We start from the raw sequence: 26,449 nt of genomic DNA, 5'->3' as shown, positions 1-26,449 counted from the left end.
ATCAGAAGAAAAAGCAAGTGGAAAACCGCCCGCTAGGTCAAAAAAAATGACCCCAGGTTCATCCTGAATCCACTAATCTTAGGGCTTTGAGGTTGTGTCAACCCCCAAGTCTGGACGAAATCGCCAGTTGAGCGGCAGCCAGCCGAGCGACCGGCACCCGGAACGGTGAGCACGACACGTAGTCAAAGCCAAGGTCCCTGCAAATGGCAATTGATTCGGGGTTGCCACCGTGTTCGCCGCATACTGAAAGGGTTACATCCGGCTTTGCCGCACGCCCGCGCTCGGCCCCAAGTTTCAACAACTCGCCGACGCCATCGGGATCAAGCACATGAAACGGATCTTCCGTAAACACCCCTTGCCGCACATATGCCGACATAAACCGCCCGGCATCGTCGCGCGAGAGACCATAGGTCATCTGGGTCAGGTCATTTGTACCAAAGCTCAAGAAAGAGGTGTTGGGTGCGATCTCTTCAGCACGCAAACACGCCCGTGGTGTTTCCACCATCACGCCGAGACGATATTCGAACTCCTGCCCGAACTCAGCAGCAACCGCAGCTGCCACAGAATCGATACGGGATTTGACCAACTCAACCTCGCGCTTGGCCGAGACCAGCGGGATCATGACTTCGGGCACCACCGGCGCACCGTTCCTGCTGGCCTCTAAAGTGGCCTCAAAAATCGCACGCGCCTGCATATCATAGATCTCAGGCACGGTAACACCCAGCCGGACGCCGCGCAGCCCCAACATCGGATTGTATTCAGTCATTGAATCGACCCGGCGTTCAACGTCCGAAATCGGTAGATCCAGCGCTTCGGCCAGCTCGCGCTGTCCGCTGCGGGTGGTTGGCAGGAATTCGTGGAGCGGCGGATCGAACAACCGGATGCATACGGGTTGACCTTCCATGATCCGGAAGAGTTGCATGAAGTCTTCGCGCTGCATGGGCAGCAGGCGTTCCAGTACCGCGGCACGACCAGAAGAGGTTTGGGCAAAGATCATCTCACGCATCACGATCAGGCGGCCAGGATCAAAGAACATATGCTCGGTCCGGCACAAACCGATACCCTGGGCCTGGAAGTTACGGGCTGTCTGCGCGTCCGCAGGCGTGTCGGCGTTGGCACGGATTTCGATGTCGCGCTCGGCGTCGGCCCAGGCCATCAGCGTCTGGAAACAGTCATCAAAGACCGCCTCGAGCATGGCAGGTTGTCCTGCCAGCACTTGACCCGAAGTGCCGTCAATCGTCAGAACATCACCAGTTTTGAAAACCCGACCATCCGGGGCCGTCAGCAATTTCTTCTTGGTCTGAAACCGCATATCCGATGCACCAACAATGCACGGCAGCCCCAAGCCCCGACCAATTACGGCGGCGTGGCTGGTCATACCGCCTTTTTCGGTCAAAACGGCGACTGCGGCATGCATCCCACGCACATCTTCGGGTGAGGTTTCGCGCCGGACCAGAATGCACGCCTCGCCCCGCGCGGCACTGGCTTGTGCTTCGGCCGCTGTGAAAACGATCTTTCCGGTAGATGCGCCCGGGCTTGCTGCAATTCCTGTTGTGAGGACGTCGCGCTGCGCTTCGGGATGCACCTGCCGGTGCAAAAGTTCGTTCAACGCATGAGGATCAATGCGCATCACTGCTTCTTGCTGCGGCAGGATTCCATCTTCTGCAAGCCGCACAGCAATGCGCATAGCGGCACGGGCACTGCGCTGCACTCGCACGCCATCAAGAATGTGCACATGGCCGTTTTCGATGACAAATTCGACCTGCATTTCTTCGCGCAGCTTCTCGCGCATCAATGCCGCCTGAGCCTTCAGGTCCGCAAAGGCTTTGGGCGCAGCCTCTTCCAGCGACGGACCCCGCGAGTCCTTCTCCAAAAACAAGGCAGAAACACCTTCTCCCAACGCATCCCGGCCCTGGCTCTGACTGAGATATCTACCGGTGATTTGCGGCATTCCGGTCGTGGAATCAACAAGTTGCAAAACGCCGGATCCGCATTCACCCTGCCCGACGCCCGGGATCATCTCTTGAATGACCAGCCCCAACCCGGCATCCGCAGGGGCCCCTTTTGCCTGCCGCAACAGTCTTGCGGATGTGCCATCCCAGGCACGCGCCATGGATCGCAGAACGGCGGCCAACTGTTCGCCCCGGTCCTGCGGAAAGGCTTCATCAGTTTCGTCTTCATAAGCACGCAACGACTGGCGCAGACCTTCGCGACCATCCGCGTCAATATCGTCGAACACATCGGCATCCAGCCGCGCCACATGAATCGCATAGCTTTGCACGAACCGCAGATACAGTGCCGCCGCCGCTTCGACCCCCATTTTGTCCGAAAGATCGACATAGCGCGCATCATTCATACCGATGTTCAACACCGCACCAGGACCACCCCAATCAGGGTCTTCAGAACTGGGCCGAACACACAGCAAGGCTGTCGGGTCAAATTCTTCCAGGATTGCGGCTAGATCGGGAACACGCCCCTCGGCAATGCGGTGCACAGCATCAAAGGACAATGCGACCGTGCGCGGCACCGGCAGCTCTAACCGAACGAGGCGTTGCAGACACTTGGCCCGGCCACCATGCGTATTTGCGGCGACAGGCGCTTTGGATGTGATAAGCGTGGTATGCGGATTATTCTGCACTGCGGCACCTTTTGGTTTGCCTGCAGCATAAGCGCCTGCGCCCTTCACGCAAGGGCGTTCTGGGCGCACTGTGATGCGCGCCCTTGGCTTTATCCTTCGATTTTCGTCAGATCCGCGACACTGGAGCAAATCTGCCGGATCTGGCTGAGCAAGTTCAATCGGTTACGACGCAGAATGTCATTGTCGGTATTAACCTGAACATCCTCAAAAAACGCATCAACCGGTCCGCGCAGCGCGGCCATGGCAGACATGGCTGCCGGGAAGTCCTCGGCCTTCAGCGCCGGATCGATCTGTGCCTGCGCCTGCTCCAACGCCGCGAACAGCGCTTTTTCGCTGTCTGTTTCGGCGAATTTCGCATCCGCACCGTAGGAGTATTCGACCCCATCCTTTTCCTCAGCCTGAGACAGGATATTGTTGGCGCGTTTGAAACCCTGCACGAGGTTTTTGCCATCTTCGGTGGTCATCACAGCGTTCAGAGCGCGCGCACGTTTGACGAGCAGGTTGAGGTCGTCATTGCCCTCCATCGCGATACAGGCGTCGATGATGTCGTGGCGGATGCCCTCGTCGCGGAGGAAGGTTTTGAGGCGGTCATGGAAGAAGGAGAGCAAGTCGGGAACAAGCTTGTCTAGCGAAGCGATCTCCAGAATATCCTCGCCAGCTTCTGAGAGCAATACAAACTCCGTATCTCCATTGAAAGATGTCCTAACATCATCTGCGTAGAACAGATACAGATGTGGATGGTCAGCGTCGTTTCTGCTTGATGGATGACCGAAAGGGTGAATACTATCGCCACCTACGTGAGCTAGTTTTCCGGCGTAAGCAAGCGCTTCAACTACAGAGTAGTAGGCAAAGCTAAGTTGCTCTTTCAGCGCAACTCGTACCCCATTCTCCAGCACCAACCGAATAACGCCCAACGCAGCCCGACGCAGGGCAAACGGGTCTTTCGACCCGGTCGGTTTCTCATCAATCGCCCAGAACCCGGTCAACGTGTCCAGCTTGTCGGCCAGCGCCACGGTCACTGACAAAGGCGCGGTGGGCACATCATCCGACGGCCCAAGCGGCGAGTAGTGGTCCTCCGCCACTGCGGCCACAGCAGCGTCTTCACCGGCGGCCTCGATATAGTAGCGCCCCATAAGCCCCTGAAGTTCCGGGAATTCATAGACCATCTCGGAGCTTAAATCGGCTTTGGCCAGACGCGCGGATTTCTCGGCCTGATCGGCATCTGCTCCGGTCACCGAAGCCAATTCGCGGGCCAGTGCGGCGATGCGGTCAATTCGCTCAGCCTGCGTGCCCAGCTTGTTGTGAAAGGTCACATTCTCCAATGCGCGGGTCCATTGGGCGATGTCCGATTTGGCAACGCGTAGATCGTTTTCCCAGAAGAATTTGGCATCTGCCAGACGCGCCGACAGCACTTTTTGGTTCCCCGCCAAAATGGTCGCGCCGTTGTCCGCAGCCTCGCGGTTGGCCACAGTGATGAACCGTTCAATCCGGCCTGTTTTGGGATTGCGAACCGAGAAAAACTTCTGATGTTCCTTCATCGAGGTCTGCAGCACCTCGGGCGGCAGATCGAGGAATTCATCGTCGATCTGACCCATCAGCACAACCGGCCATTCGACCAACCCTGCAACTTCGCCCAGCAGGCCCTTGTCCTCGACCACTTCCAGTCCGGCAGCGAAAGCCATGTTCGTAGCGTCGTTCCAGATATGTTCAGCGCGTTCACCCGGTGACAAAACCACAAAAGCGCGCTTTAGCTTAGTCGCGTAATCCTCGAACGAGGAAACAGCGAACTGGTGCGGTGCCATGAAACGGTGGCCTTCGGTCGTGTCGCCCGAATTGATCCCTTCAACCTCAAGCGGCACGATCTGTGCGCCGGCCTCATCCGTCAGGATGCATAGGATCGAATGCAATGGGCGTACCCAGCGCATCGCACCGCTGCCCCAGCGCATGGATTTCGGCCATGGGAAGTTGCGGATCGTCGCCTCTAGCACCTCGGACACGATCTCGACCGCTGGGCGACCAGGTTTCTCGATGGTGGCGAAATACACAGCACCCTTAGGGGTTTCGCGTTCTTCCAACTGATCACGGGTTAGGCCTGCCCCGCGCAGGAACCCTTCGATGGCTTTGTCCGGCGCACCAACCTTTGGCCCTTTGCGTTCTTCCCGGATGGTCGGGCTTTCCGCCAACAGACCTTCAACTGCCAATGTCAAACGGCGCGGTGTGGTCAGGGCGGCTGCCCCGGCATAGGTCAAACCCGCCTCGACCAGACCATCGGTGATCCGCTTTTTCAGGTCTTCACCTGCGCGGGTCTGCATGCGCGCGGGGATTTCCTCGGAAAACAGTTCGATCAGCAGGTCGGGCATTTTCGGTCCTTAGAAGTTGACGATCGTCTGGATGACGATGGCATTGGCGATGTCCACAAAGAAGGCGGATACAAGGGGGAGCACAATAAAGGCAATAGGTGACGGCCCATATCGTTTGGTGACAGCCGTCATATTGGCGATTGCTGTTGGCGTCGCACCAAGTGCAAAGCCCCCGAAACCGGCGGACAAAACGGCTGCACGGTAGTTGCCGCCCATGACCGGGAACAACATCCAGATCACAAAACCCACGGCAAACAATGTCTGGGCAGCCATAATGACAACGATTGCCAGCCCAAGTTCAGCAATGGTCCAAAGTTGCAGGCTCATAAGGGACATTGCGAGAAACGCGCCCAGTGAAAATTCAGATATCAGCGCCAGAGATGGCGTCCGCGAGACGGCTGGGGCATTGGGTGCCGACAGCGCGCGTATGTTCGCGATCACGATGCCCATGATTAGGCACGGCACAAAAAGCGGCAGCTTCAAGCCTGCTGCTGTGATCGCCTCACTTAGAAAAAATCCGGCGATGATCGACAAGTTCAAGTACAACAAAACGCGCATGATCGTCAGGTGGTCGATCAGGGGCGCTGCTTCATCTTGTTTGTCCGGAACACCGATGGTGTGTTCTTCCTCGGGCCGCGATGGGCTGAGGTTTCGGCCTTCAATCAGAAACCGCGCAATTGGACCGCCAACCACTGCAGCAAGGACCAGGCCCAGAGTGGCAACAGCGACGCCCAATTCCGTCGCTCCGTCCAGCCCGGTCACTGCGGTCACTTCCGGGGCCCATGCGATGGCTGTTCCATGCCCACCGATCAATGACGCCGATCCGAACAGAACGCCCGCCTGGGGCGGATATCCAAACGTAACAGCACCCGCCGCACCAATGATGTTCTGAAAGACAATCGTTGCCAGTGTCAAAACCAACAGCAAAAGCAGAGGCTTGCCGCCTGCAATCAAATCAGCAAGCCGTGCATTCAACCCGATACCGGCAAAGAAAACCACCAAAAGGAAATCTCGGGTCGCCAAATCGAAATTCATTTCAATGCGGAACAGCAGGTACAAAGCCAAAACCACCAGCGAGGCCAAAAGGCCACCGGTGACCGGTTCCGGGATGTTGAACTGCCGCAGAACGGCAGCGCGCGCGTTGATTTCAGCACCCAGTAGGTAGACCGCAAAGCCGAGCGTTACCGTAATAAAAGCCGGAATTTCGAGGATCTGCTCGGCCATGGGCATCTCAATTCTGCGGTTTGGGCGGACATTCTTCGCCTATAACTGTCCCGTCATAAGCTTTTTCGCCGCAATTGTTCAGAACATGCCAGATGTATCCTCGGCCGTCCTGCGCTACCGCTACGATGCGGTCCACTCCGAAATGGATATTCTTAGTGCCAATAAACGCTTTGGCCTGACCTGTCTTTAAAGCATCGGCCAGCGAAACAGCATCGTAGCAATCAAACCACCCGGGTGCTGTCAGCGGCGTTGCATCACCGACGGACATGTAGGTGGCCTGCAGCTCCTCCAGCGTCAATTCGGTCTCAAAGCATGCGCGATACCGGATCGGAGAGCTGTCCGCATCAATCGCTTGAAAGCCGGTATAGGGGATGGGTTGCGGTGCATCCGAACCATCGGCCAGCAACACCACATCCGCGCCGGGGTTGGGCTGAACGGTGTAGTAGTAGCCATAAACCTGCAAGTAATACATGCCAGCGCCGGCAATCGCGGCAGACAACAACAGTATGATTGCAAGGACCTTTCCAGTCATTTTTTCGCTCTTCCTTTTACGCAGGCTCTTTCAAGTGGCTTAGAAATAGGACAGGTTCCATCGCAGAATAGGTAAAGCTGAGGCTGTTTTTATGGAAACGACCCTTGCCGTAGGATTTTTCGGCGCACTTTTTGCGATCATGAACCCGATCAGCAACTTGCCGGTCTTTCTGAGTGTCACACAGGACCTTCCAGCGGCTGATCAGAGAAAAGTCGCTTTGAAAACTTGCCTGTATTGTCTGATCCTTGGCGGCGCATTTGCGTCTGTTGGCAGTCAGACCCTGGGCTTGTTCGGCATCACGGTCAATCATTTGCGTGTGGCTGGGGGCCTGGTTGTCCTGATGATCGGGATGAACATGTTGAACGGCAGCGAAAGCAGTTCGCATCACGGAACGGAAGGTGAAAAACAGTCCTACCCGTCGCCTGACACCGTCGCGTTTTACCCTTTGGCCTTTCCGATCCTGGTCGGGCCGGGAACGATTACCACGCTGATACTCTATGCGCATCACGTCACGAAAGTGACCGAAGCCATTGTCTATGCAGGTGTTTTTCTGGGCGTTGTACTGCTGCTGTTGGTCACATTCTGGAATGCTGCATGGCTGGCAAAGCGGTTGTCGGCAAACGCGCGCGTGATCATGAGCCGGTTCATGGGCATGATCCTGTCGGCCATTGCGATCGGCATGATTGCTGATGGCCTCAAGGTGTTGTTGCCGGGGCTGGCCTGACCGGCCCATCAGGCCGTATGCCCGGCGGCCTCGGTCTGAACAAACGCATCGGCGCATTGTTTTGCCAGCGCGCGCACCCGACCGATATATGCCTGGCGTTCCGTAACCGAGATCACGCCCCGTGCATCCAGCAGGTTGAAGATGTGGCTGGCCTTGATGCACTGATCATAGGCCGGATGTGCCATGACAATGCGTTTGCCGGTCTTAGGGTCGTCATGGTCCTGCGCGAGAATGTTGGCACATTCTGTCTCAGCCTCTTCGAAATGGCGCAACAGAACTTCAGTGTTGGCCACGTCAAAGTTCCAGCGGGCGTATTCCTCTTCTGTTTGCTTGAAGATATCGCCATAGGTCAACGGGCTGGGGGATTGCGGATCGTTGAAGGGCATGTCCATCACATGGTCAATACCCAACACATACATCGCCAGACGCTCCAAACCATATGTCAACTCGCCCGAAACAGGCGCACAGTCATGGCCGCCAACCTGTTGAAAATAAGTGAACTGGCTGACTTCCATCCCGTCACACCAGACCTCCCAGCCCAGACCCCATGCGCCCAGCGTGGGGCTTTCCCAGTCATCTTCGACAAAGCGGATGTCGTGCAGATCCATATCAATGCCGATGGCCCGCAATGAGCCCAGATAAAGCTCCTGCAAATCCGGAGGGCTGGGTTTGATCAGCACCTGATACTGATAGTAATGCTGCAACCTGTTCGGGTTTTCACCATACCGCCCGTCGGTGGGACGGCGTGAGGGCTGCACATAGGCCGCTGCCCAGGCTTTCGACCCCAGCGCGCGCAAGGTCGTCGCCGGATGGAACGTCCCTGCCCCAACTTCCATGTCATAAGGCTGCAGAATGGCGCAACCCCTGGACGCCCAATAAGACTGAAGTCGCAGGATAATCTCCTGAAAAGATCGAGGTGCGCTGGACAGTTCGGTCATGACATTCCCTTTGGGCGTATCTGCGCCCGGTTCCGGTCGGTTTTGCCCTTCCTATGCAAGGGGCCAAGGGGCGTCAACGGGCCAATGGGCTAATGCTGTAACTGCGCGGCCACACCCGCGAAACCCGTTCATCTCGGCATGGCTTTCGCCGGGCGAAATCGCGTACTCTGCGCCAAAGAACAAACACTGCACAAGACGGGCGGAAGATGACACGCATTTTAACAGTAACTTTATTATTTCTTATGTCCGGCCTGCGTGCCGCGACGGCCCAACAGGATCCGGGCGTCTGGGTTCAGGTCGAAGCGCAACCCTCGTTGCGAGAAGCACAAGACCGGGCCCAAGCCTATGCCAATTCACTGCCCGACGTGAACGGATTTCGCATGAACAGTGGCTGGTATGCGATCGTCCTTGGCCCTTACCTGCGCGGCGATGCAGAACAGGTTTTGCGCGTGTACCGCGCCGAGGGTCAGATACCGTCGGACAGTTTCATTGCGTTTTCCAACACACTGGGACAACAGTTTTGGCCGGTCGGGGCAAATGTTCTGAACCGTGGGGCGGTTGCCCCTCCGGTGGAATCCGAGGTGCAGTCGGAACAAAACCTGACTGAAGTCCAACCGGAAAGCGCAGACGAAACCCGGTCAGAGGCGTTGCAAAACGAACGCCTGCTGACAGCACAGGAACGCAAGGACCTGCAGACGGCGTTGCAGGCGGCTGGGTTCTACAACTCGACAATCGACGGAGCCTTTGGTCAGGGCACGCGCCGATCCATGGGCGATTGGCAACGTTTCACCGGGTATGAGCCAACCGGCGTTCTGACCACCTTGCAGCGACAAGCGTTGATGGACGAATACAACGCGCCTCTGATCAGCGTCGGAATGGCGCGCTATTCGGACGACAAGGCAGGCATCGCGATGGACATGCCGCTGGGTGCCATTGAGTTCGACCAGCACAAGGCCCCATTTGCGCATTTCCAAAGCTCGACCGATCTGGGGGCAAAGGCACTTCTGATCAGCCAGGACGGCAACAAATCCACACTGCGCGCCCTGTATGACGTGATGCAGTCGCTGGAAATCGTGCCGCTGAATGGCCCCCGCGAATTGAAAGGGGATCGTTTCACGCTGGAAGGGCGCGGAAACGGTATCGTCTCGTACACTCAAGCCAAACTGCTAAACGGACAGATCAAAGGGTTCACCCTGGTCTGGCCCGAGGGCGACGACGACCGCCGGATCAGAGTTCTGGCCGCGATGGCATCCAGCTTTGAAACCACAGAAGCTGTGTTGGACGCCGCCGCCGGAGCAGATGTCGAACAGCGGATCGACTTGGTGTCGGGCCTTCAGGTGCGCAAACCGCGCCTGTCGCGGTCAGGTTTCTTTGCAGATGCCAACGGAACGGTGCTTACCGTATCCGAGGCTGCCGACAGTTGCGCACGTATCACCCTTGATGGCGATCAGGAGGTTGAGGTGGCGTGGACCGATGCCAATCTGGGCGTCTCGGTTCTGCGACCACGCCAGACGCTGGCGCCGATAAGCGTGGCAGAGTTCAGCGCAGACCGTCCCCGCATTCAGTCCGAAGTGGCCGTATCGGGTTATTCGTATCAAGGGGCCTTGGGTGCACCAACACTGACTTATGGGAAAATCGCCGATATCCGTGGCCTGAATGGTGAAGAGGGCATCAAGCGGCTGGCGCTGAGCGCGCAACCCGGTGATGCTGGCGGACCCGTCTTCAATGACAGCGGGAACGTGGTTGGAATGCTGCTGCCAACTCCATCCGAAGGCCGCACCCTGCCCGACTCTGTCAGTTTGTCAGCGTCGGTAGAGCGGTTGACGGATATCTTGACCCAGGCAGGTGTTTCGGGTCAATCCGGGCAAGAGACCGCACAGATCTCGCCCAATGAACTGAACCGCCGTGCGGCAGGTATGACCGTTCTGGTGAATTGCTGGGATTGAATCGGTTCCAAATCAACTCGTGAAAGCGCCGCAGAACTGCGGCGCTTTCTTCATCTAACTACAGAATATCCGGCGTCACGTGGATCAGGGTCGGCCCTGCCGCATCGAAGGCAGCACGAACCGCATTCTGCATCTCATCCAGATTCGTCGGCGCGGCAGATAGCGCCCCGAACGCTTCGGCAAGTTTGCAAAAATCGGGGTTGCGGGCCACAACCGCGTTTGGTGCAATCTGTCCCCGCACCATGCTGTCCTCGATCTCTTTTAGTTTGCCATTGTCCCAAAGGATAATTGGAATCGACAGCCCAAGCTCGACCGCGACCCCAAGTTCTTGCATCGTATAGTGAAAGCCATAATCGCCAGCGATCACGGCTGTTGGCTTGCCCCTCCGCGCAACAGCCCCACCAATCCCGGCAGGCAATGCGTAACCCAATGTCCCGAACCCTGTCGGGTGGTGCCAGTGATGAGGATAAGCGCTGTTCCAAACCTCTTTTGCAACATAGGCAAACTGGGTCATATCCGAATAAATCAACGTGTCAGCGGGCATTGCAGTGCGCAGCGCATCCGCGACCGGAACAATGCCGGGCCGTTCTGCATCGACCTCAGCCCGCCAGCGTTCACGCGCCTCGGCAACCTCTTCTGGTGTCCAACCGTTGGCTGGCTTTGTGCTTTCGGTTGCAGCCCATAGTGAACGGGCAAAGCTATCGCTATCGGCCTGTATCTTTACCGCTGCGCGGTGATGGTCCGACAATACCTCAGGGTCCAAATCGACGCGCACCAGATTGGCCGTATGGCCCAAGGTGCTGCGCCACAGATCGACGTCTCCCAACTCTGCACCGACGGCGATCACCAGATCTGCCGAAGCGATCACATCGGCGCTGCCTGGTCGGGGCAGCATCGCACCGAAATCTAACGCATAGTCCAATCCGGCCATTCCCCGCCCGGCGTAGGTTGTAAAACAAGCCGCACCTAGCTGTGTTAGAATTTGCCGCCAATGATTGGACCGGCATCCGCCACCCAAGATAAACAAGGGCCTGCGCGCGATGTTCAGCAAAGATACCACCGGCGCAACGTCAGGCGGCAGGACTTGGGTCCGTAAGGCCGGTTGATTGGGGAATGGCGCAGGGTCGGCGTCAGCCTCAAGCTGAGCAATGGGCACCTGTATGTGCTTGGGTCGTGGACGTGACAGCTCGAATTCTTCGAAGGCGCGTTCTAGCAAACCATACGCCGCGTTGGCCGTGTTGGCCTGCGCAGACCAGTCTGCCACGGCGTCTGCAGCAGCACGCTGGTCTTTCATCTGGTGCAACTGACCCCTTTGGGCCTGTGCCTCGTCCAAACAAGACGACAGAACCAACATAGGAACCGAGTCGCTGTAGGCCTGCCCCATGGGTGTCATGATGTTGCACAGGCCCGGTCCCGTAATCACATAGGCAACCCCGGGCTTGCCAGATGCGCGGGCGTAGCCGTCAGCCATAAACCCCGCACCCTGTTCATGACGGGCGAGAACATGGGTAATCCCGGCCTCTTCAATGCCACGATACATTTCCTGATTGTGCACGCCGGGAATGCCAAAAATCACGTCAACACCGCGATCCCTGAGCATGTGCGAAATTTGCGCACCAAGGGGTCGTTTCATCAGCCTCTCCAGAATTGAACGGTAAAGATGGCGTAGACAGCCAAAAGCTCTAAACGCCCGACAAGCATGCCGATTGTCAGCAGCCACTTTGCAGTGTCATTCAGACCGGCGAAGTTGCCAGCCGGTCCGATCTGATCCCCCAAACCGGGCCCCACATTTGCCAATGCCGTTGCGGCCCCTGACACCGACGTGATGAAATCCAAGCCGGTCAAAGCCAGGGCCCAAGATAAAACACCCATCGTGACAACGAAGAACATGAAAAAACTCATGACCGAAGTCAGAACGTCCCGCCCGACGGGACGCCCGTCATAGAGCGGCATGAACACACCGTGCGGCGAGCGGATCCGCCGAATCTGAGTTTTGATCGACGCGAACAGAAGCTGATAGCGGAACACTTTGATGGAACATGCGGTGGAACCGGCGCACCCCCCGATCAGGCCGATCAGGAAAAACAACATGATAGGAAAGCTGCCCCACCCCATGTAATCGACACTGGCATATCCTGTGCCCGAAATGATCGAAGTGATATTGAACAGAGATTCCCGAAAGGCCTGTTCCCAATGATGCGGGAAGACAGACGTCAAAAAGACAGACATGATGATCACCAGCACAAGAATGGTCGCCAGAAACGCGCGGATCTGGCTGTCTTTCCATAAGGGGCTGGTATGTCCGTTTGCCAACTGGACGTATCTGACAAAAGGCAAAGCTGCCAAAATCATGAAGACCGAGGCCGCGTATTCCGCAGGCCCCGAGAATGTTCCAAACGAGGCGTCGTAGTTCGAAAACCCGCCGGTCGAAATCGTCGTCAGCGCATGCACGAGGGCGTCAAAAAAGCTCATCCCGAAGCCGGTATAGACCAGGACGCAAACGACTGTCAGGAACACATAGATCAGGGAAATCTGGCCGGCAATCTCCTGCGCGCGCGGCAGGATTTTACCCATGGTCTCAAATCCTTCCGAACGGAAGATCTGCATCCCGCCAACGCGCAGTTCAGGCAGGAACACCATGGCTACGACAATGATGCCGATACCGCCCAACCATTGCAGGATACCGCGCCACAGCAATAACCCTCGGGGCAGTGCATCCAGCCCTGAAATCACGGTCGAGCCAGTTGTTGTCAGGCCCGACATCGCCTCGAAATACGCATCTACAAACCGCAGTTCGGTTTCGCCCAACAAAAACGGGATTGCACCAAAAACTGGTAGAGCGACCCAGACGCCGGTGGTCAGCAAAAAGGTCTGCCGGATGGTCAGCCCTTCACCGACGCCATTTGCACAGCTCATCGCCAGGACCGCACCGGCCAGCGTCGTGATGATGGCGCTTTCGAGAAAGACGTGCCACTCACCCCGGCCTTCGATCATATCGGCAACCATAGGCAGCATCATGGTCGCCCCAAGAATGGCGACCAGCAGGCCAATTACATATCCGACCGGGCGAAGATCCATCATGACGGGCAGCGTTGGCGTGGCAGCCCGACCGTGTCAAGCAGATGATCGGCGATTACTTGTCAGTTTTGGCGTTCACTGCTGGCAACACAGGTGGTTTCGAAGGTGCGCGCGTCCGGCGGGATTGTGGTTTTGCTTGCTCTGCCGTCGGGACCTGCTTGGTCGTTAGGGCAGCTTTGGCGGAAGCGCTTCGGCCTGCTTGAGGCGCAGGTTTGGGCTGCACCGTCGTCACTTTTGGTGCCACTGCTGGTGTGGTCTTTGCTGCAACGGCTTTGGCTACGGCAGTTTTAGCTGCCGGTGCTTTCGGCGCAGCGGCTTTCCGCGCGACTGATTTCGTAGACTTAACCACAGGTTTGGCTGGCACCTCAGCAGGTTTCGTTTCGATTTTTGCAACGGCTGCAGGCTGCGCCTTTGTCTTCGGCGCCGGTGTAGCTGTGGCGGCGCGCGGCTTGGCAGAAAACGCGACGACTGGTTCTGCCTTCGGTTTTGGCTTTGGCGCAGGTTTCTTAATGGCCGGAGCGGCTTTGGCAGCCACCGGCTTCGCGCGTTTTACGGTCGGCTTCACCGCAGCCGAAGGTTTTGCAGCGGGCTTTTTGGGCGCGGAAGGTTCCACGGAAGTTGATGTTTTCAGGGCATTGACCGATGCCATCGGCAGCTCAATTGCAGATTTGGTCATGATCTGCATGATCTTCAGCTGGCTCACCATCGCATATCCTGCAACACGAACGGCAGCGGCCTGAAGCTCTAGCTGTTGGGAAATCGGGTTCATAAGGTGTTTCTCCTGTAATCGCGACGCGGCCTGAAGCTTGCGAGTGAAGCGCCCTGCCCGCTCCGATTGCTCGGGCGGATGTTAAGGTCTTGCAGTCCAAGGGGTTTCACGTCTCGGCGTCCTTTCGGGGCAACACGCCATACCCGGCGCACGCGTGCTGCAGCTACATTCGCCGAAATCCTATCGCAGATACTACGCAATTGCAGCATTTTTTGCTGCGATGCGGCAAAAGATATCAGTACCTGAGATATCCGATTTGATTATAGTGGCTTACGTGCCGCTTAGCCGACGTGGAACAACGTCGTGAACAACCTTGGATCAAGGCTGGACGCCTCAAATGTTGGCCCTTCTGTCAGAATCGAAACCGCATCATGGCTATGCAGGCTTTCCTGATGGCTGGCGATCACCCTGAAATCCCCCACATGGTGATCTGAAAGCAGTTCCGAGCAGAACAAGCGTGCCGCATCTTCGACAAAGATGGGGTTGGCTGCATTCAATTCCGCAAAGGCTTGTTCATCTTCACGTTTGACCATGACCTGCGTTTCGGTCGGCACCGCACGACGGCACAAGGCAATAAGATCCTCGAACCACAGGCAATCGGCATCGCAATCCACAGCCACGGAAATCCGGGCCACGGACCGTTGTGAATGTGGGGTCGCCAGTTGACCACGCATCGACCGTGCATGTTCGCTCAACTCAAGTGAACAAGGACAGGTCGAAGAATAGACATAGTCCAAATGCATGATCTTTTGGCGCACGCCATTTTGTTCCACCAGTTCCAGCGCGATATCGTAGTACTGATACCCTTCCAGACCGGACCGCAGACTTGTCACCTTGTCCGGAAACGAAAAGCGCATCTGGATACGGGCATCAAAGCTGTCCAGATCGGTCATATAGTCATTCAGTGCCGCTTCCATCACCTCGAAACTAAAGGTGCGCTCTGCGTGCTTGTAGAAAGACCGCATGATCCGGGACATGTTGATGCCCTTTTTCTCAGCCTCAAGACTGACAGTGCCCGTGATCGAGGCTTCCAGAGTCAGATCTTCGTCTTCTTTGCGGTGAAATCGGATCGGCAGGCGGAAGTTCGAGATACCGACATGCTGAATCTGCTGCTTTGCGCCGCGGATCAGACTGGACGGGCCATTCTGCAAATCGGGCAAAGACGCACGATAGGCGGTATCAACAGTGAAATCTTCGGGATATTCCCGCGTCAATGACGGGTAGTTCACCGGCGTCAAATCTGGAATCAACCGGGCAACGGCCGGGTCCAGCTGACTGATTTCGGCCGCGGATGCTGACTGCGCCCAGTCCTTTAGAACCTTTAAGGCTGCAGCGGCCTGTTCGCGATCAGGGGTTTCGTCAATGTCGCGCGGGTGAACGTTCATTGGCAGGGTTCCTTGATTGGTCGCAGGAATATATACGACTGCAGTTCTTTTTCCAGTCTAACCCTATACGTGCTGTATTGCATCCCGGATCGAAAAAAGCGGCGCAAAACCGTCGCCTTGCACCTGAAAGCGTCTCTCACAAGCAAAAAATGCCACAAAAGGAACGCGTGTCTGTTCGCAAATGACCCCACTGCGACCCTAGATAGGAGCAGGTCGCAGCAGATTAGTTTTGCGAGACATCCAGTGCCTGCCGGATATCAGCCAACAGGTCGCCGGCATCCTCCAACCCAACGGACAAACGGACCAGACCAGGTGTGATCCCCAATTCGTCTTTCTGATCATCACTCAAACGCTGGTGGGTTGTTGTCGCAGGATGGGTCGCGATCGATTTTGCATCCCCCAAATTGTTCGAAATCACCGGAATGGACATCGCGTTCAGGAACGCAAATGCAGCATCCTTGCCGCCTTTGATGTCCAATGACAGAACTGTGCCGCCCTTGCCGCCCAGTTGTTCCTGAACCAAGCCATTCTGCGCGTGGGTTTTCAGGCCCGGGTATAGGGTCCGCTCCAACGCCGCGTGCCCTTCCAGCGCTTCGGCGATCTTCAACGCGCTCTCGGCCTGTGCATTGACCCGCAAAGCTATGGTTTCCAACCCTTTGAGCATGATCCACGCGTTAAACGGGCTCAGCGCGCCACCGGTATGTTTCAGATAAGGCTCGACCGTGCCGCGAATGAACTCCTTAGTGCCGATGATGACCCCACCCAACGCACGCCCCTGCCCGTCGATGTGTTTGGTCGCCGAATAGACGACAACATCGGCGCCCTGCTCGATGGCGCGCGAAAACACCGGGGTCGAGAATACATTATCGACAATGACAACGGCCCCGACGGCATGCGCCAGCTTGGCCACAGCAGCGATGTCGATCACTTCCAGCGTCGGATTTGACATGGATTCAAAGAACACGGCCTTGGTTTCGGGTCTGATTGCCGCCTGCCACTGCTGCAAATCTGTGCCGTCGACAAATGTCACGTCGACGCCATAGCCTGTCAGAATGTTCTCAAGGATGTACAGGCACGAGCCAAACAGCGCTTTGGCCGACACAACATGATCGCCAACCTTAAGCATAGACGTTAGCGCACCATTGACCGCAGCCATGCCCGACGCCGTGGCAAATGCATCTTCGCCACCTTCAAGCGCTGCAATGCGTTCCTCGAACATCGCCACCGTCGGATTGCCGTAGCGGGCATAGATGAACTCATCCGGACCACATTCGAGAAACCGGGCCTCGGCCTGTTCGGCAGTATCGTAGACGAACCCCTGTGTCAGGAAGATCGCCTCGCTTACCTCATTGTATTGGCTCCGGCGGATACCGCCATGGACGGCTTGGGTGCGTTTGTTCCAGTTCTCGCTCATCTCAATCCTTTCAGCCTCCGTTGGAGGCAAACAAAAAACCCCAGACGCGGCCAAGCGAAAGGGGTCTTTCATCCTGACCTTTTAGCGGTGTTGTTTAGCGTGGCCCGCAATCCGGTAACAAATCGCCACGTAGCTTCTGAAACGGCAATACGCCCCCGGTGTTTGGTCGTCAAGTCCGGGGATAATTTTGTCACGCTTTCGTAACCAACCTTGCCGATCCCGGCGAAAACCGCATGATCACCTCAGGAAGCGGAGGATATATGACGCACCCGATCGACCTGTATTTCTGGCCCACGCCGAACGGCTGGAAAGTGTCCATCGCTTTGGAAGAGATGGACCTGCCCTACACCACTCATCTGATCAACATCGGCAAGGGAGATCAATTTGATCCCGACTTTCTGAAGATCGCCCCCAACAATCGGATGCCCGCCATCGTCGATCCCGACGGTCCCGGTGGCGCCCCGATCTCGGTTTTTGAAAGCGGTGCAATTCTGATGTACCTGGCCCGCAAGACCGGGCGGTTTTATGGCGAAACCGAACGCGACCGGATCGCGGTTGAAGAGTGGCTGATGTGGCAAATGGGCGGCGTCGGGCCGATGGCCGGTCAGGCGCATCACTTCCTGAAATACGCCCCGCAGCTGGACCCGCCACAGGATCTGTCCTACGCCAAAGACCGCTACCGAGCCGAGGTCGCGCGTCTCTATGGCGTGCTGGATCGCAGGCTGGCTGAAAACGAGTATGTCGCAGGCGATTTCTATTCCATCGCGGACATGTCGATCTGGGGCTGGGCGAGCTTGTGGGAAGGGCAGCAGCAGGTATTGGAGGATAAACCCCATTTTGCCCGCTGGCTGGAGGCGGTCAGCGCCCGACCGGCCGTTCAGTCCGGACGCGCACTACACGCGGAGTTGCGTGGAGATCACGGGGACAAGCAGTCGCAGGGGGTTTTGTTTCGGCGGTAGAGCGCTTTGTTCAATGTCCATTTTGAGCGAAGATGGACATTCATTTCTTCGTTAGGTTAAATCTAAACTGTGTCGTTGCTTGAAGACCTTGAACGAATTCTAGACGTGGTGGTCCGGGATGATCCCAGCTTTCGAGCGGTCGGACCGAGTCTAATCGAAGCCTGTATCAAGGATGCTCGAAGGAACGCGCTGGCGGGCTCTGAAGGCGCGTTCTTGCTTTCAACAATGCGCCTACTGGCGTTACCAGAAAACGGACACACGCGCCTGATCCCAAATGATGCAATCTCAGTGCTGCCATTCCGGTTCGTCGCCATGAGAGAATCTGTATTTCTGACGAAGTCAGAGGCGACCCTTGCCAGCAACTCAATCAGCAAACTGATTGCAGTAAATGGCACGCCAGTCGATCAGATCGAAGCTGCCTCACAAAGCTATCTTGCTGGAACGTGGCAAAGAAAACGGGTGATTGGCCCTCTCCTCCTGTCATGGCCGAGGGCCCTGGCGCATCTAGGATTCGCTTCAACCGACAGCAAAACAGACTACTTAATTCAAGACTCTGAAGGGCGGGTCGAAAACATAACAGTGGACAACTCAAACACCATTCCTGCGTTGCAATTGTATCCGAGAAATGAACATGGGCAGGTTGATCCGGTGTGGGCCTTCGACGAGCTCGTAGATGTTAGGGATTGGCAGGGGATCGGAATTTCTGTGTCTCTGCCAAGTTTCTTGGAAACTGAAGACAACCGACTAGCCAAATCAATCGCAGTTGCAGCTACGCGACTACGAACCTGTGCGTCCACCCCTTTGCTGATCGACGTCAGGGGAAATACTGGGGGCGATTTCATAAAAACCTTGCCCCTAATTGACGCAATCGCAGCAAGCGCGCAAAGCCGTCATTGCGCTGTACTTGTTGATAAATTTACCTTTTCTGCCGCAATTGTTTTTGTGGCTATTTTAAAGCATCGGCTAGGACGCAACCTCATTCTTATTGGAGAAGAGATGGGTGATGGGTTGAAGTTCTTCGCCGAAGGCGGATCGGTTGATCTGCCATGTAGCGGGGCTGTCGTGCGCTACTCAACGGCGCTTCACGATTGGGCGACGGGTTCCATTGATCAAACTACCCCGCCTGAAATCGCAGAGCACATACTTGAAGTGGGAAAACTGGAAATTGATCACCAGTGGACAGTACCTCCTCAACGCGTGGAATCGCTAGGCGAAACCTATCTGAGAATTCTCCGGGAACTGAATTGAAGTCGGGCGATTGCTTAGTTGTCTTGGCATCGCGTAGATCACCGAGCGCACACTCTACATCCGGCGTGGCGCCTACCGCTAGATGTCACAGTCCCAAGTGGCATCTTACGGCGGTGACTGGTGCAAAGAACGACGACCCACTAATCTTTTACAGCGAAGAAAAATCAGAAAGGATTTCACGTGCGCCGGTTATTGTTTGGCAGAAATGCTTGGATCCTTTTCCTCGTTGGATCAGCATTCGCGGTTTTGACCTATATTCAGGCCGCGTCCTCAACATTTCGACCCAATCGCCTTTTTCTGGAAGAAATGACCTGGCCAGAAGTTCATGCAGCGCTTGAAGCGGGATATACAACGGTCATCATTCCAACTGGCGGCACAGAACAGAATGGACCTCACGCCATTCTTGGAAAGCACAATTTTGTTGTAGCGCGCACCAGCAAGCAAATTGCCGACACGTTAGGCGACGCACTGGTCGCGCCGGTTGTGACCTATGTGCCGGAAGGTGATGTTGGCGCGACACCCACTGGTCACATGCAATGGCCAGGAACCATTTCCGTCCCTGATTCTGTTTTTGAACAACTGCTCGAAGCTGCGGTTCGCAGCTTTGCGGTCCACGGGTTTGATGAGATTCTCTTGATCGGAGATAGCGGTGGAAATCAGGCTGCCCAATCCCGTGTAGCCGCTGCCATGACCCGTGAACTTGCACCTGCTGGCGTCGTTGTTCAACACATCTCCGACTATTACGACAAGAACGGTCAAGTTGCGTATCTTGAAAACTTGGGGTTCGACCAAGACCTGATCGGAACCCACGCCGGACTTCGCGATACGTCTGAGCTTCTATTCGTCAAACCGGATGAGGCAGACCGCACACCTCTGCCTGTACCCTCAGGTTGGCATTCGGGATTTGACGGCCAACCTGATCTTGCTTCTTCGGAAATTGGTGAAGCTTTGATCCAGCTAAAGATCGATGCTGCGTTGGCACAAATTCATCACCTTCGAAACGCACGCTAATAACACGAAGACGCCAGTGTTGCGGCATCGCCCCGTCACCATCCCGGTTTCATCCTCGGGCGGGACACCGATCACCCGCTTGGTCGCACCTGGCCTCTGCCACGGGTTCACGCGCCCTCCCACTGCCACAAGCACACCTTCAGAGGGGCCTCCAGCAGGTTGGCGGGTGTGCAGTATGAGAACACAAGGGGAACAAATGGAGGGAAAGTCCAGCGGCGGCGAGTAGAGTCGTAAATGAGACTGGAAACACCCAACTGCCTTGACTAAGGAAGAATTCGAACATCGCAGAAGGAAGACGCACGCAATGGCAAAGATCACCTATGTCGAGCATGGCGGTACCGAACATACAGTCGAGGTCGCCAACGGACTGACCGTCATGGAGGGGGCTCGTGACAACAACATCCCCGGCATCGAAGCCGATTGCGGTGGTGCCTGTGCCTGCTCGACCTGCCACGTCTACATCCATCCTGACTGGGTCGAGAAAATTCCCGGCAAGGATGACATGGAAGAAGACATGCTGGACTTTGCTTACGAGCCAGACCCGGCTCGCTCGCGTCTGACATGCCAGATCAAGGTCACGGATGATCTGGACGGTCTGGTTGTGCAGATGCCGGAAAAACAGATCTGATGCACCCAAAAGCGCCGCGCTTGCCCGCTCGCACCTGGTTGCGCCGGGTAAGCGGCGCAGTTTTGGCGTTGTGTGCTTGGTTGATGGGCGTGACTCCCGCAATTGCCGAGATGAACGTAGTCGCCCAATTTACTCAGCCAACAACACGCTACGCCCATGGGGTTTTGGGCGACGATATCGAATATGGCGCGCTTAAAATAACAGTTCACAACGCGACATCGAAACCGAAATCGAGCCACCTCTCCAAACGCACGACTCTGATTGTCAAACTACCGCTCGATCGGGTCTTCGAGGACTTAGAGCCACGAACGGTTGATGTGGATCTGGACGGCACTCCCGAAGTCATCGTTGTCGAATCCAGCATTCACGCGGGCGCGCAACTGGCGATCTACGATGCGAGTGGCAACAAGATCGCCGCCACCCCGCATATCGGCAGCCGTTTTCGCTGGCTCGCCCCGATTGGCGCCGCTGATCTGGATGGCGATGGCCATATCGAGATCGCCTATATCGATCGCCCTCATCTCGCCAGAACCCTTCGCATCTGGCGCTATGAAAACAGCAAGCTAACCGAAGTTGCCTCTTTACCAAGCTTGACCAACCACCGCATCGGAGAGGACTTCATTTCCGGCGGTCTGCGCCACTGCAATAACGGCCCCGAACTGATCCTCGCTAGCGCTGACTGGTCCCGGATCATCTCTGTCGTCTTTCGCAACGGCTGGCAAACAACCGACCTCGGCCCACTCCAAAGCCGCGAAGACCTGACGTTGGCCCTAAATTGCTGATCCGGCCTTCATCTGGCCAGAAATATCCTGGGGGTGAGGCTGCAGGCCGAGGGGGCAACGCCCCCTAAACCAAAACAGGTAAGACGGGCTCTGCCCGGCAATCAGATCAAAGCGCCCGCCAGCCGATATCACGCCGGTAAAACCCGCCTGGCCAATCGATCCCGTCGACCATCGCGTAGGCGCGGTCGCGCGCCTGCTGCAAGGTGTCACCACGTGCTGTAACGTTCAGCACGCGCCCGCCTGAGGCCGTGGTCTGACCGTCAACGGTCTTGGTCCCTGCATGGAATACCATGTTCCTGCTGTCTTCAGGAATGTCGTACAAGCCATTGATTATCGTTCCTTTTTCATAGGACCCGGGGTACCCGTAGGCGGCCATGACCACGGTTATCGCGTGATCATCTGCCCAATTGACCTGTGTTTCGCCTAACCGTCCCTCGGCTGCCGCATGCATCAGATCCATCGCTTGCGCTCCCAAGCGCATCATCAAAACCTGACACTCAGGATCACCAAAACGAACGTTGTACTCCACCAATCTGGGTTGTCCGTCCTTGATCATCAGACCTGCATACAGAACACCTTGAAAAGGCATGCCCCGGCGCTTCATTTCTGCCATTGTTGGACGAATGATGTCTTCCATCGCGCGTGCTTCGATCTCGGCACTCAAAACTGGCGCAGGGGAGTAAGCGCCCATGCCACCGGTGTTCGGCCCGGTGTCGCCTTCACCAACGCGTTTATGGTCCTGCGCGGTTCCGATCGAGAGTATCTCCTCGCCGTCACAGAGCACAAACAGGGATGCCTCTTCGCCTTCCATGAACTCTTCGATCACAACCTCAGCCCCGGCACCACCAAAGGCTCCGCCGAACATGTCGTCAATAGCCTCCATTGCCGTCTGTTCGTCCATGGCCACGATAACGCCCTTACCAGCGGCCAGACCATCGGCCTTGACCACGATCGGCGCACCCTGTTCCCGAATGTAAGCTTTCGCGGGGTCCGCCTCGGTGAACCGCGCATAGGCCGCAGTTGGTGCAGCCGACGCATCGCAGACCTCCTTGGTAAAGCTTTTTGACGCCTCCAGTTGTGCCGCCTCCGCCGATGGTCCAAAAACCAAGACCCCGGCTTCACGCAGACGATCTGCGACACCTGAAGCCAACGGGGCTTCGGGGCCGACGATCACGAAGTCAATCGCGTTTTCCTCGGCAAAGCCGACAACGGCGCCCCCATTCTCGATATCCAGCGCGGCGCAATCGGCAATCTGCGCGATCCCGGCATTGCCCGGCGCCACAATCAATCGGTCACATTTGGGGTTTTGCAACACGGCCCAGGCCAGGCTGTGCTCGCGCCCACCACTGCCGAGAATGAGGATATTCATGAATGCGCTCCGATCTGCTTGGCCTTGCCTTCCGGGCGTTCTAAGCTGGGCACGCATTTGACACAAGGCGCTGAAATGTCCGACCTGCTTGACGACCCGGTTCCGGGCCAAAACACACCCGAATACACCGTCTCGGAAATCTCGGGCGAGGTGAAACGCACGCTCGAAGGCTCGTTCGGGCGAATCCGCGTGCGGGGCGAGGTTGGGCGCGTCTTCAAAGCACGGTCGGGGCATCTGTACTACGACGTAAAGGATGATCGGAACGTACTGGCCTGCACGACCTGGAAAGGACAGGTTTCCAGCCTGTCTGTTGTTCCCGAAGAAGGGCTGGAAGTTGTAGTAACCGGTCGCCTGACCGCGTTTGGCGCGCAGTCGAAATACAACCTGAATGTCGACGAGGTCACAGTCGCCGGGCAAGGCGCGTTGATGGCCTTGCTGGAAAAGCGCAAAAAACAGCTCGAGGCCGAAGGTCTGTTTGCGCAGGAACGCAAAAAGCCCCTGCCCTATCTGCCGCAAGTCATCGGCGTTGTGACTTCGCCGTCGGGTGCGGTGATCCGGGATATCCTGCATCGCCTGCGTGATCGCTTCCCTCGCAAGGTGTTGATCTGGCCTGTGGCCGTTCAGGGTTCGAATTGTGCACCCGAAGTCGCGAAGGCCATAACCGGGTTCAACCAGTTCACACCCGGTGGCGCGCTGCCCCGCCCCGACCTGATCATTGTTGCGCGTGGTGGCGGATCAATCGAAGACCTCTGGGGGTTCAACGAAGAAACCGTGGCCCGTGCCACGGCTGCGTCCGACATCCCGCTGATCTCGGCCGTCGGGCACGAGACGGACACAACGCTGATCGATTTTGTTTCGGATCGTCGCGCGCCCACGCCCACGGCGGCGGCCGAACTGGCGGTACCGGTGCGCATGGAACTGCTGGCCTGGACTGGCGAACAAGGCGCGCGCCTGTCACGGGCTGCCAGCGACGCTGTCCAACGGCGGGCCCAGCGCCTGCGCGATCTGTCACGTGCTCTGCCCCGGGCCGAGACGCTGCTGGACACCCCCAGACAGCGGTTAGACCAGATTTCGGAACGGCTCCCCAATGCCCTGATCCGCGGTGTGCAAAATCGCCGGGTTAAACTGCTGGATACGTCTGCGCACCTTCGTCCTTCGACATTGCGAGGGCTGGTCGAAACACGACGCGACCGCTGGCGCAATCTGTCTTCACGCCTGTCGTTACGACCGATCCAACGTGAACTCGAAACTCGTGGCGAAAAACTGTCCCGTTTGAACGAACGGCTCAACACCGCCCAAATGACGCGGTTGGACCGCGTCCGTCAGCAGCTTGAGGCAACGGACCGCCTGCGCGAAACACTCAGCTACAAGGCAACGCTAGAGCGTGGCTATGCCGTTATCCATGCCGATGGCGAGGTTATCACGTCCAAGTCACAAGCCGCAGAGCATTCGGTGCTGGAAATCGAATTCTCCGATGGTCGTCTGAATACCGGTGCGACAGGCAAAGCACCCGTCAAGAAATCCAAGCAGGACACCCCCGATCAGGGATCGTTGTTCTAAACCATGCTGACCATCTGGGGCCGCAAAACTTCATCGAATGTTCAGGCCCTGATGTGGTGTGTTGGTGAACTTGACCTTCCTTATCGACGCCATGATTTGGGACATCACTTCGGTGGTTTGGACATTGATACGTTCAAACAATTGAACCCAAACCAAACAATCCCCGTTTTACAGGACGGCGACACCCCACCGATTTGGGAAACCGGGGCGATCCTGCGTTACCTTGCCGCTCAATACGGAGAAGGTACGTTCTGGCCGCAAGACCCTGTTCAGCGGGCTGAGGTCGATATGTGGGCTGAATGGGCGAAAATCAATGTCGCAATGACGTTCACGGTACCGGTGTTTTGGCGCGTTATGCGCACGGCTCCGTCAGCTCGGGACGAGACGGCCATTTCAGCCGCTGCCAGCGCACTCGAAAGCAGACTGACAATTGCAGATTCGAAACTGGCACAAAGCCAATTCATTTCCGGGCCCGACCTGACTTTGGCTGATATTCAACTTGGCCATATACTTTTCCGCTATTACGATATTGGAATTCCACGCGCACCTCTGAAACATATCCGCCGATACTACGACGATCTGAGCCAACGACGGGCATTCCAGGAACATGTCATGATCAGCTATGACGACCTTAAAGTGACCTGATCCGGCGTCAGACCCCGACCTCTGGCCCATAACAGACCATATCCTCTCCTAAGTCGTCTGCCTCATACAGTTCTATTGCTTGCGGATCGCCCTCGAACTGGGCGATCAGGCCACCGCCTGACTGCGTAAACACCCAACACTGAGGGTCCAGGCGATCCTCATAGATAAAGCAGATTTGTTCGCCCTGCTGATACCAGATGCCTTCCCGGCACTTGCCATCAAGAAAAGACCAGATAACCCGCTTATTGGGTAAATAACGCTCAACCCCATAAACTTGACCACCATTGCCATAATAGAGGGTCTTACCGCGGGTATAACTGTCAAATTCTGAGCCCGACAACGGTGACTGCGCGGCGGCTGCATTGCTCAAAAACACCAACGGAATCATCAGACATCTCAACATGCCCGCATTTTGTCAGATGCCGTGCGCCCACGCTATAGAAGCTTTGGCATCTGGATCGTCTCATCCGCGTGCCTCGACGTCACTGCTTGCGCCCGAACCGGAACCGAAGTGACATGGCCGCGAACATTATTCATCCGGGACGTGACATGACGACAATCCTATTCTGGGCCGCGTTCGGATGCGCCTTGGCGTATCTGGCCATTACAGCACGCGCAGCCAGCCCTATTCGCACGGTTCTGAAAACATCGTCCGTCGCCATACTCGCATTGATCGCTCTGATGCTGTCGACCCCCTGGATGCTGGTTCTTGCTTTGACTCTGTGTGCCGTGGGTGACGCCTTGTTGTCGCGCGAGACCGAGACAACCTTCATGGCCGGAATCGGAGCCTTCGCCGCCGGGCATCTGGCCTATATCGCTTTGTTCTTGACCCATCCCGAAAGCGATCCAGCGCTGATCCTTGCATCCCCTGCAATCTTCTGGTCGCTGATCATTCTTGGGATTGTAATGGCGACATTGCTTGCACCACGCGCTGGGGATTTGAAAGGGCCGGTATTGGCGTACATCCCGATCATCCTCGGGATGGGCGTAGCGGTTCTGACCTTGCCTGAAACCGGTGCGCTGCGATGGGCTTTGCCGGCCGCCATAGCCTTCATTGCATCGGATCTGATCCTGGCGACCGAGAAGTTTCTACTGCCTGCAGAACATCCGTCCCTGAGGCTCACGCCCTATATGGTCTGGCCGCTTTATTGGGGCGCACAAGCCGGTTTTCTGATCGCCTTTTCGTGACCCTTTGCAACTGCCGCCAATCCGCATTAGGTGAGGGGAACACCTGCGGAG

Annotated in this window: 22 protein-coding genes and 1 riboswitch; of the genes, 11 read left to right on the top strand and 11 right to left on the bottom strand. The window is 56.7% G+C overall.

Annotation, left to right across the window (positions count from 1 at the left end):
- Positions 1 to 97: 97 nt before the first annotated feature.
- The 4 genes from D9K61_RS20730 to D9K61_RS20715 form a co-directional block, all read right to left on the bottom strand.
- Complete coding sequence (locus D9K61_RS20730) at positions 98 to 2,638, bottom strand: putative PEP-binding protein (RefSeq protein ID WP_120635629.1); 2,541 nt, start codon at positions 2,636 to 2,638, stop codon at positions 98 to 100.
- 89 nt (positions 2,639 to 2,727) lie between these two features.
- Positions 2,728 to 4,998 (bottom strand): glycine--tRNA ligase subunit beta, encoded by a 2,271-nt coding sequence (gene glyS, locus D9K61_RS20725; protein WP_120635113.1) that lies wholly within the window; start codon positions 4,996 to 4,998, stop codon positions 2,728 to 2,730.
- A 9-nt stretch (positions 4,999 to 5,007) separates the two neighbouring features.
- Positions 5,008 to 6,222 carry a sodium/glutamate symporter gene (gltS, locus tag D9K61_RS20720; protein ID WP_120635628.1) on the bottom strand — a complete coding sequence of 405 codons (1,215 nt, stop codon included), beginning with the start codon at positions 6,220 to 6,222 and terminating at the stop codon, positions 5,008 to 5,010.
- A gap of 7 nt (positions 6,223 to 6,229) precedes the next feature.
- Positions 6,230 to 6,754 carry a DUF6446 family protein gene (locus D9K61_RS20715; RefSeq protein WP_120635112.1) on the bottom strand — a complete coding sequence of 175 codons (525 nt, stop codon included), beginning with the start codon at positions 6,752 to 6,754 and terminating at the stop codon, positions 6,230 to 6,232.
- A 91-nt stretch (positions 6,755 to 6,845) separates the two neighbouring features.
- Between D9K61_RS20715 and D9K61_RS20710 the strand changes: the two genes are divergently transcribed.
- Entirely contained in the window at positions 6,846 to 7,478 is a 633-nt protein-coding gene (locus tag D9K61_RS20710) for a MarC family protein (protein WP_120635111.1), read from the top strand.
- Positions 7,479 to 7,486: 8 nt separating this feature from the next.
- Here the strand turns inward: D9K61_RS20710 and D9K61_RS20705 are convergent, their stop codons facing one another.
- Complete coding sequence (locus tag D9K61_RS20705; RefSeq protein WP_120635110.1) at positions 7,487 to 8,416, bottom strand: glycine--tRNA ligase subunit alpha; 930 nt, start codon at positions 8,414 to 8,416, stop codon at positions 7,487 to 7,489.
- 206 nt (positions 8,417 to 8,622) lie between these two features.
- Here D9K61_RS20705 and D9K61_RS20700 point away from each other — a divergent pair, with 206 nt between their 5' ends.
- On the top strand, positions 8,623 to 10,362 hold the full coding sequence (locus D9K61_RS20700; protein WP_120635109.1) for a serine protease: 1,740 nt from the start codon (positions 8,623 to 8,625) through the stop codon (positions 10,360 to 10,362).
- A 58-nt stretch (positions 10,363 to 10,420) separates the two neighbouring features.
- On the opposite strand, the gene D9K61_RS20695 is transcribed toward D9K61_RS20700, so the two are convergent.
- Together D9K61_RS20695 and D9K61_RS20690 are read right to left on the bottom strand one after the other, a co-directional pair.
- Positions 10,421 to 11,995: a thiamine pyrophosphate-binding protein gene (locus D9K61_RS20695; protein WP_120635108.1), complete on the bottom strand. Its 1,575-nt coding sequence runs from the start codon at positions 11,993 to 11,995 to the stop codon at positions 10,421 to 10,423.
- On the bottom strand, positions 11,995 to 13,443 hold the full coding sequence (locus D9K61_RS20690; RefSeq protein WP_120635107.1) for a TrkH family potassium uptake protein: 1,449 nt from the start codon (positions 13,441 to 13,443) through the stop codon (positions 11,995 to 11,997). The genes D9K61_RS20695 and D9K61_RS20690 overlap by 1 nt, the downstream gene beginning before the upstream one ends.
- 209 nt (positions 13,444 to 13,652) lie before the next feature.
- Between D9K61_RS20690 and D9K61_RS20685 the strand changes: the two genes are divergently transcribed.
- A complete protein-coding gene (locus D9K61_RS20685) occupies positions 13,653 to 14,180 on the top strand; it encodes a hypothetical protein (RefSeq protein ID WP_120635106.1) in 528 nt (175 codons plus the stop codon).
- A gap of 310 nt (positions 14,181 to 14,490) precedes the next feature.
- Here the strand turns inward: D9K61_RS20685 and folE2 are convergent, their stop codons facing one another.
- Together folE2 and metZ are read right to left on the bottom strand one after the other, a co-directional pair.
- Positions 14,491 to 15,594: a GTP cyclohydrolase FolE2 gene (folE2, locus tag D9K61_RS20680; RefSeq protein WP_120635105.1), complete on the bottom strand. Its 1,104-nt coding sequence runs from the start codon at positions 15,592 to 15,594 to the stop codon at positions 14,491 to 14,493.
- Between the two features lie 223 nt (positions 15,595 to 15,817).
- Positions 15,818 to 17,008 carry an O-succinylhomoserine sulfhydrylase gene (gene metZ / locus D9K61_RS20675; protein ID WP_120635104.1) on the bottom strand — a complete coding sequence of 397 codons (1,191 nt, stop codon included), beginning with the start codon at positions 17,006 to 17,008 and terminating at the stop codon, positions 15,818 to 15,820.
- Positions 17,009 to 17,069: 61 nt separating this feature from the next.
- A riboswitch (SAM riboswitch) is annotated at positions 17,070 to 17,147 on the bottom strand.
- A 121-nt stretch (positions 17,148 to 17,268) separates the two neighbouring features.
- On the opposite strand from metZ, the gene D9K61_RS20670 reads away from it, so the two are divergent.
- The 5 genes from D9K61_RS20670 to D9K61_RS20650 all read left to right on the top strand — a co-directional run bounded on the left by D9K61_RS20670 (position 17,269) and on the right by D9K61_RS20650 (position 21,636).
- Positions 17,269 to 17,967: a glutathione S-transferase N-terminal domain-containing protein gene (locus tag D9K61_RS20670; RefSeq protein ID WP_120635627.1), complete on the top strand. Its 699-nt coding sequence runs from the start codon at positions 17,269 to 17,271 to the stop codon at positions 17,965 to 17,967.
- A gap of 69 nt (positions 17,968 to 18,036) precedes the next feature.
- Positions 18,037 to 19,215, top strand: a complete 1,179-nt coding sequence (locus D9K61_RS20665) for a peptidase S41 (RefSeq protein WP_120635103.1) — start codon at positions 18,037 to 18,039, stop codon at positions 19,213 to 19,215.
- A gap of 306 nt (positions 19,216 to 19,521) precedes the next feature.
- On the top strand, positions 19,522 to 20,226 hold the full coding sequence (locus D9K61_RS20660) for a creatininase family protein (protein ID WP_162946981.1): 705 nt from the start codon (positions 19,522 to 19,524) through the stop codon (positions 20,224 to 20,226).
- A gap of 304 nt (positions 20,227 to 20,530) precedes the next feature.
- On the top strand, positions 20,531 to 20,854 hold the full coding sequence (locus D9K61_RS20655) for a 2Fe-2S iron-sulfur cluster-binding protein (protein ID WP_120635101.1): 324 nt from the start codon (positions 20,531 to 20,533) through the stop codon (positions 20,852 to 20,854).
- 20 nt (positions 20,855 to 20,874) lie between these two features.
- Positions 20,875 to 21,636 carry an FG-GAP repeat domain-containing protein gene (locus D9K61_RS20650; protein ID WP_371688489.1) on the top strand — a complete coding sequence of 254 codons (762 nt, stop codon included), beginning with the start codon at positions 20,875 to 20,877 and terminating at the stop codon, positions 21,634 to 21,636.
- A gap of 106 nt (positions 21,637 to 21,742) precedes the next feature.
- Here the strand turns inward: D9K61_RS20650 and purD are convergent, their stop codons facing one another.
- Positions 21,743 to 23,005: a phosphoribosylamine--glycine ligase gene (purD, locus tag D9K61_RS20645; RefSeq protein WP_120635626.1), complete on the bottom strand. Its 1,263-nt coding sequence runs from the start codon at positions 23,003 to 23,005 to the stop codon at positions 21,743 to 21,745.
- Between the two features lie 75 nt (positions 23,006 to 23,080).
- Here purD and xseA point away from each other — a divergent pair, with 75 nt between their 5' ends.
- Complete coding sequence (gene xseA / locus D9K61_RS20640; protein ID WP_120635099.1) at positions 23,081 to 24,565, top strand: exodeoxyribonuclease VII large subunit; 1,485 nt, start codon at positions 23,081 to 23,083, stop codon at positions 24,563 to 24,565.
- A 3-nt stretch (positions 24,566 to 24,568) separates the two neighbouring features.
- Positions 24,569 to 25,210 carry a glutathione S-transferase family protein gene (locus D9K61_RS20635; protein ID WP_120635098.1) on the top strand — a complete coding sequence of 214 codons (642 nt, stop codon included), beginning with the start codon at positions 24,569 to 24,571 and terminating at the stop codon, positions 25,208 to 25,210.
- 7 nt (positions 25,211 to 25,217) lie between these two features.
- Here the strand turns inward: D9K61_RS20635 and D9K61_RS20630 are convergent, their stop codons facing one another.
- Positions 25,218 to 25,598, bottom strand: a complete 381-nt coding sequence (locus D9K61_RS20630) for a hypothetical protein (RefSeq protein WP_120635097.1) — start codon at positions 25,596 to 25,598, stop codon at positions 25,218 to 25,220.
- 161 nt (positions 25,599 to 25,759) lie between these two features.
- Between D9K61_RS20630 and D9K61_RS20625 the strand changes: the two genes are divergently transcribed.
- On the top strand, positions 25,760 to 26,398 hold the full coding sequence (locus D9K61_RS20625; protein ID WP_120635625.1) for a lysoplasmalogenase: 639 nt from the start codon (positions 25,760 to 25,762) through the stop codon (positions 26,396 to 26,398).
- Positions 26,399 to 26,449 lie beyond the last annotated feature (51 nt).

The organism is Ruegeria sp. EL01 (genome assembly GCF_900313035.1).
Taxonomy (GTDB): domain Bacteria; phylum Pseudomonadota; class Alphaproteobacteria; order Rhodobacterales; family Rhodobacteraceae; genus Ruegeria.
The sequence above is the reverse complement of the archived record's forward strand: the minus strand, read 5'-3'. Positions and strand labels throughout refer to the sequence as shown.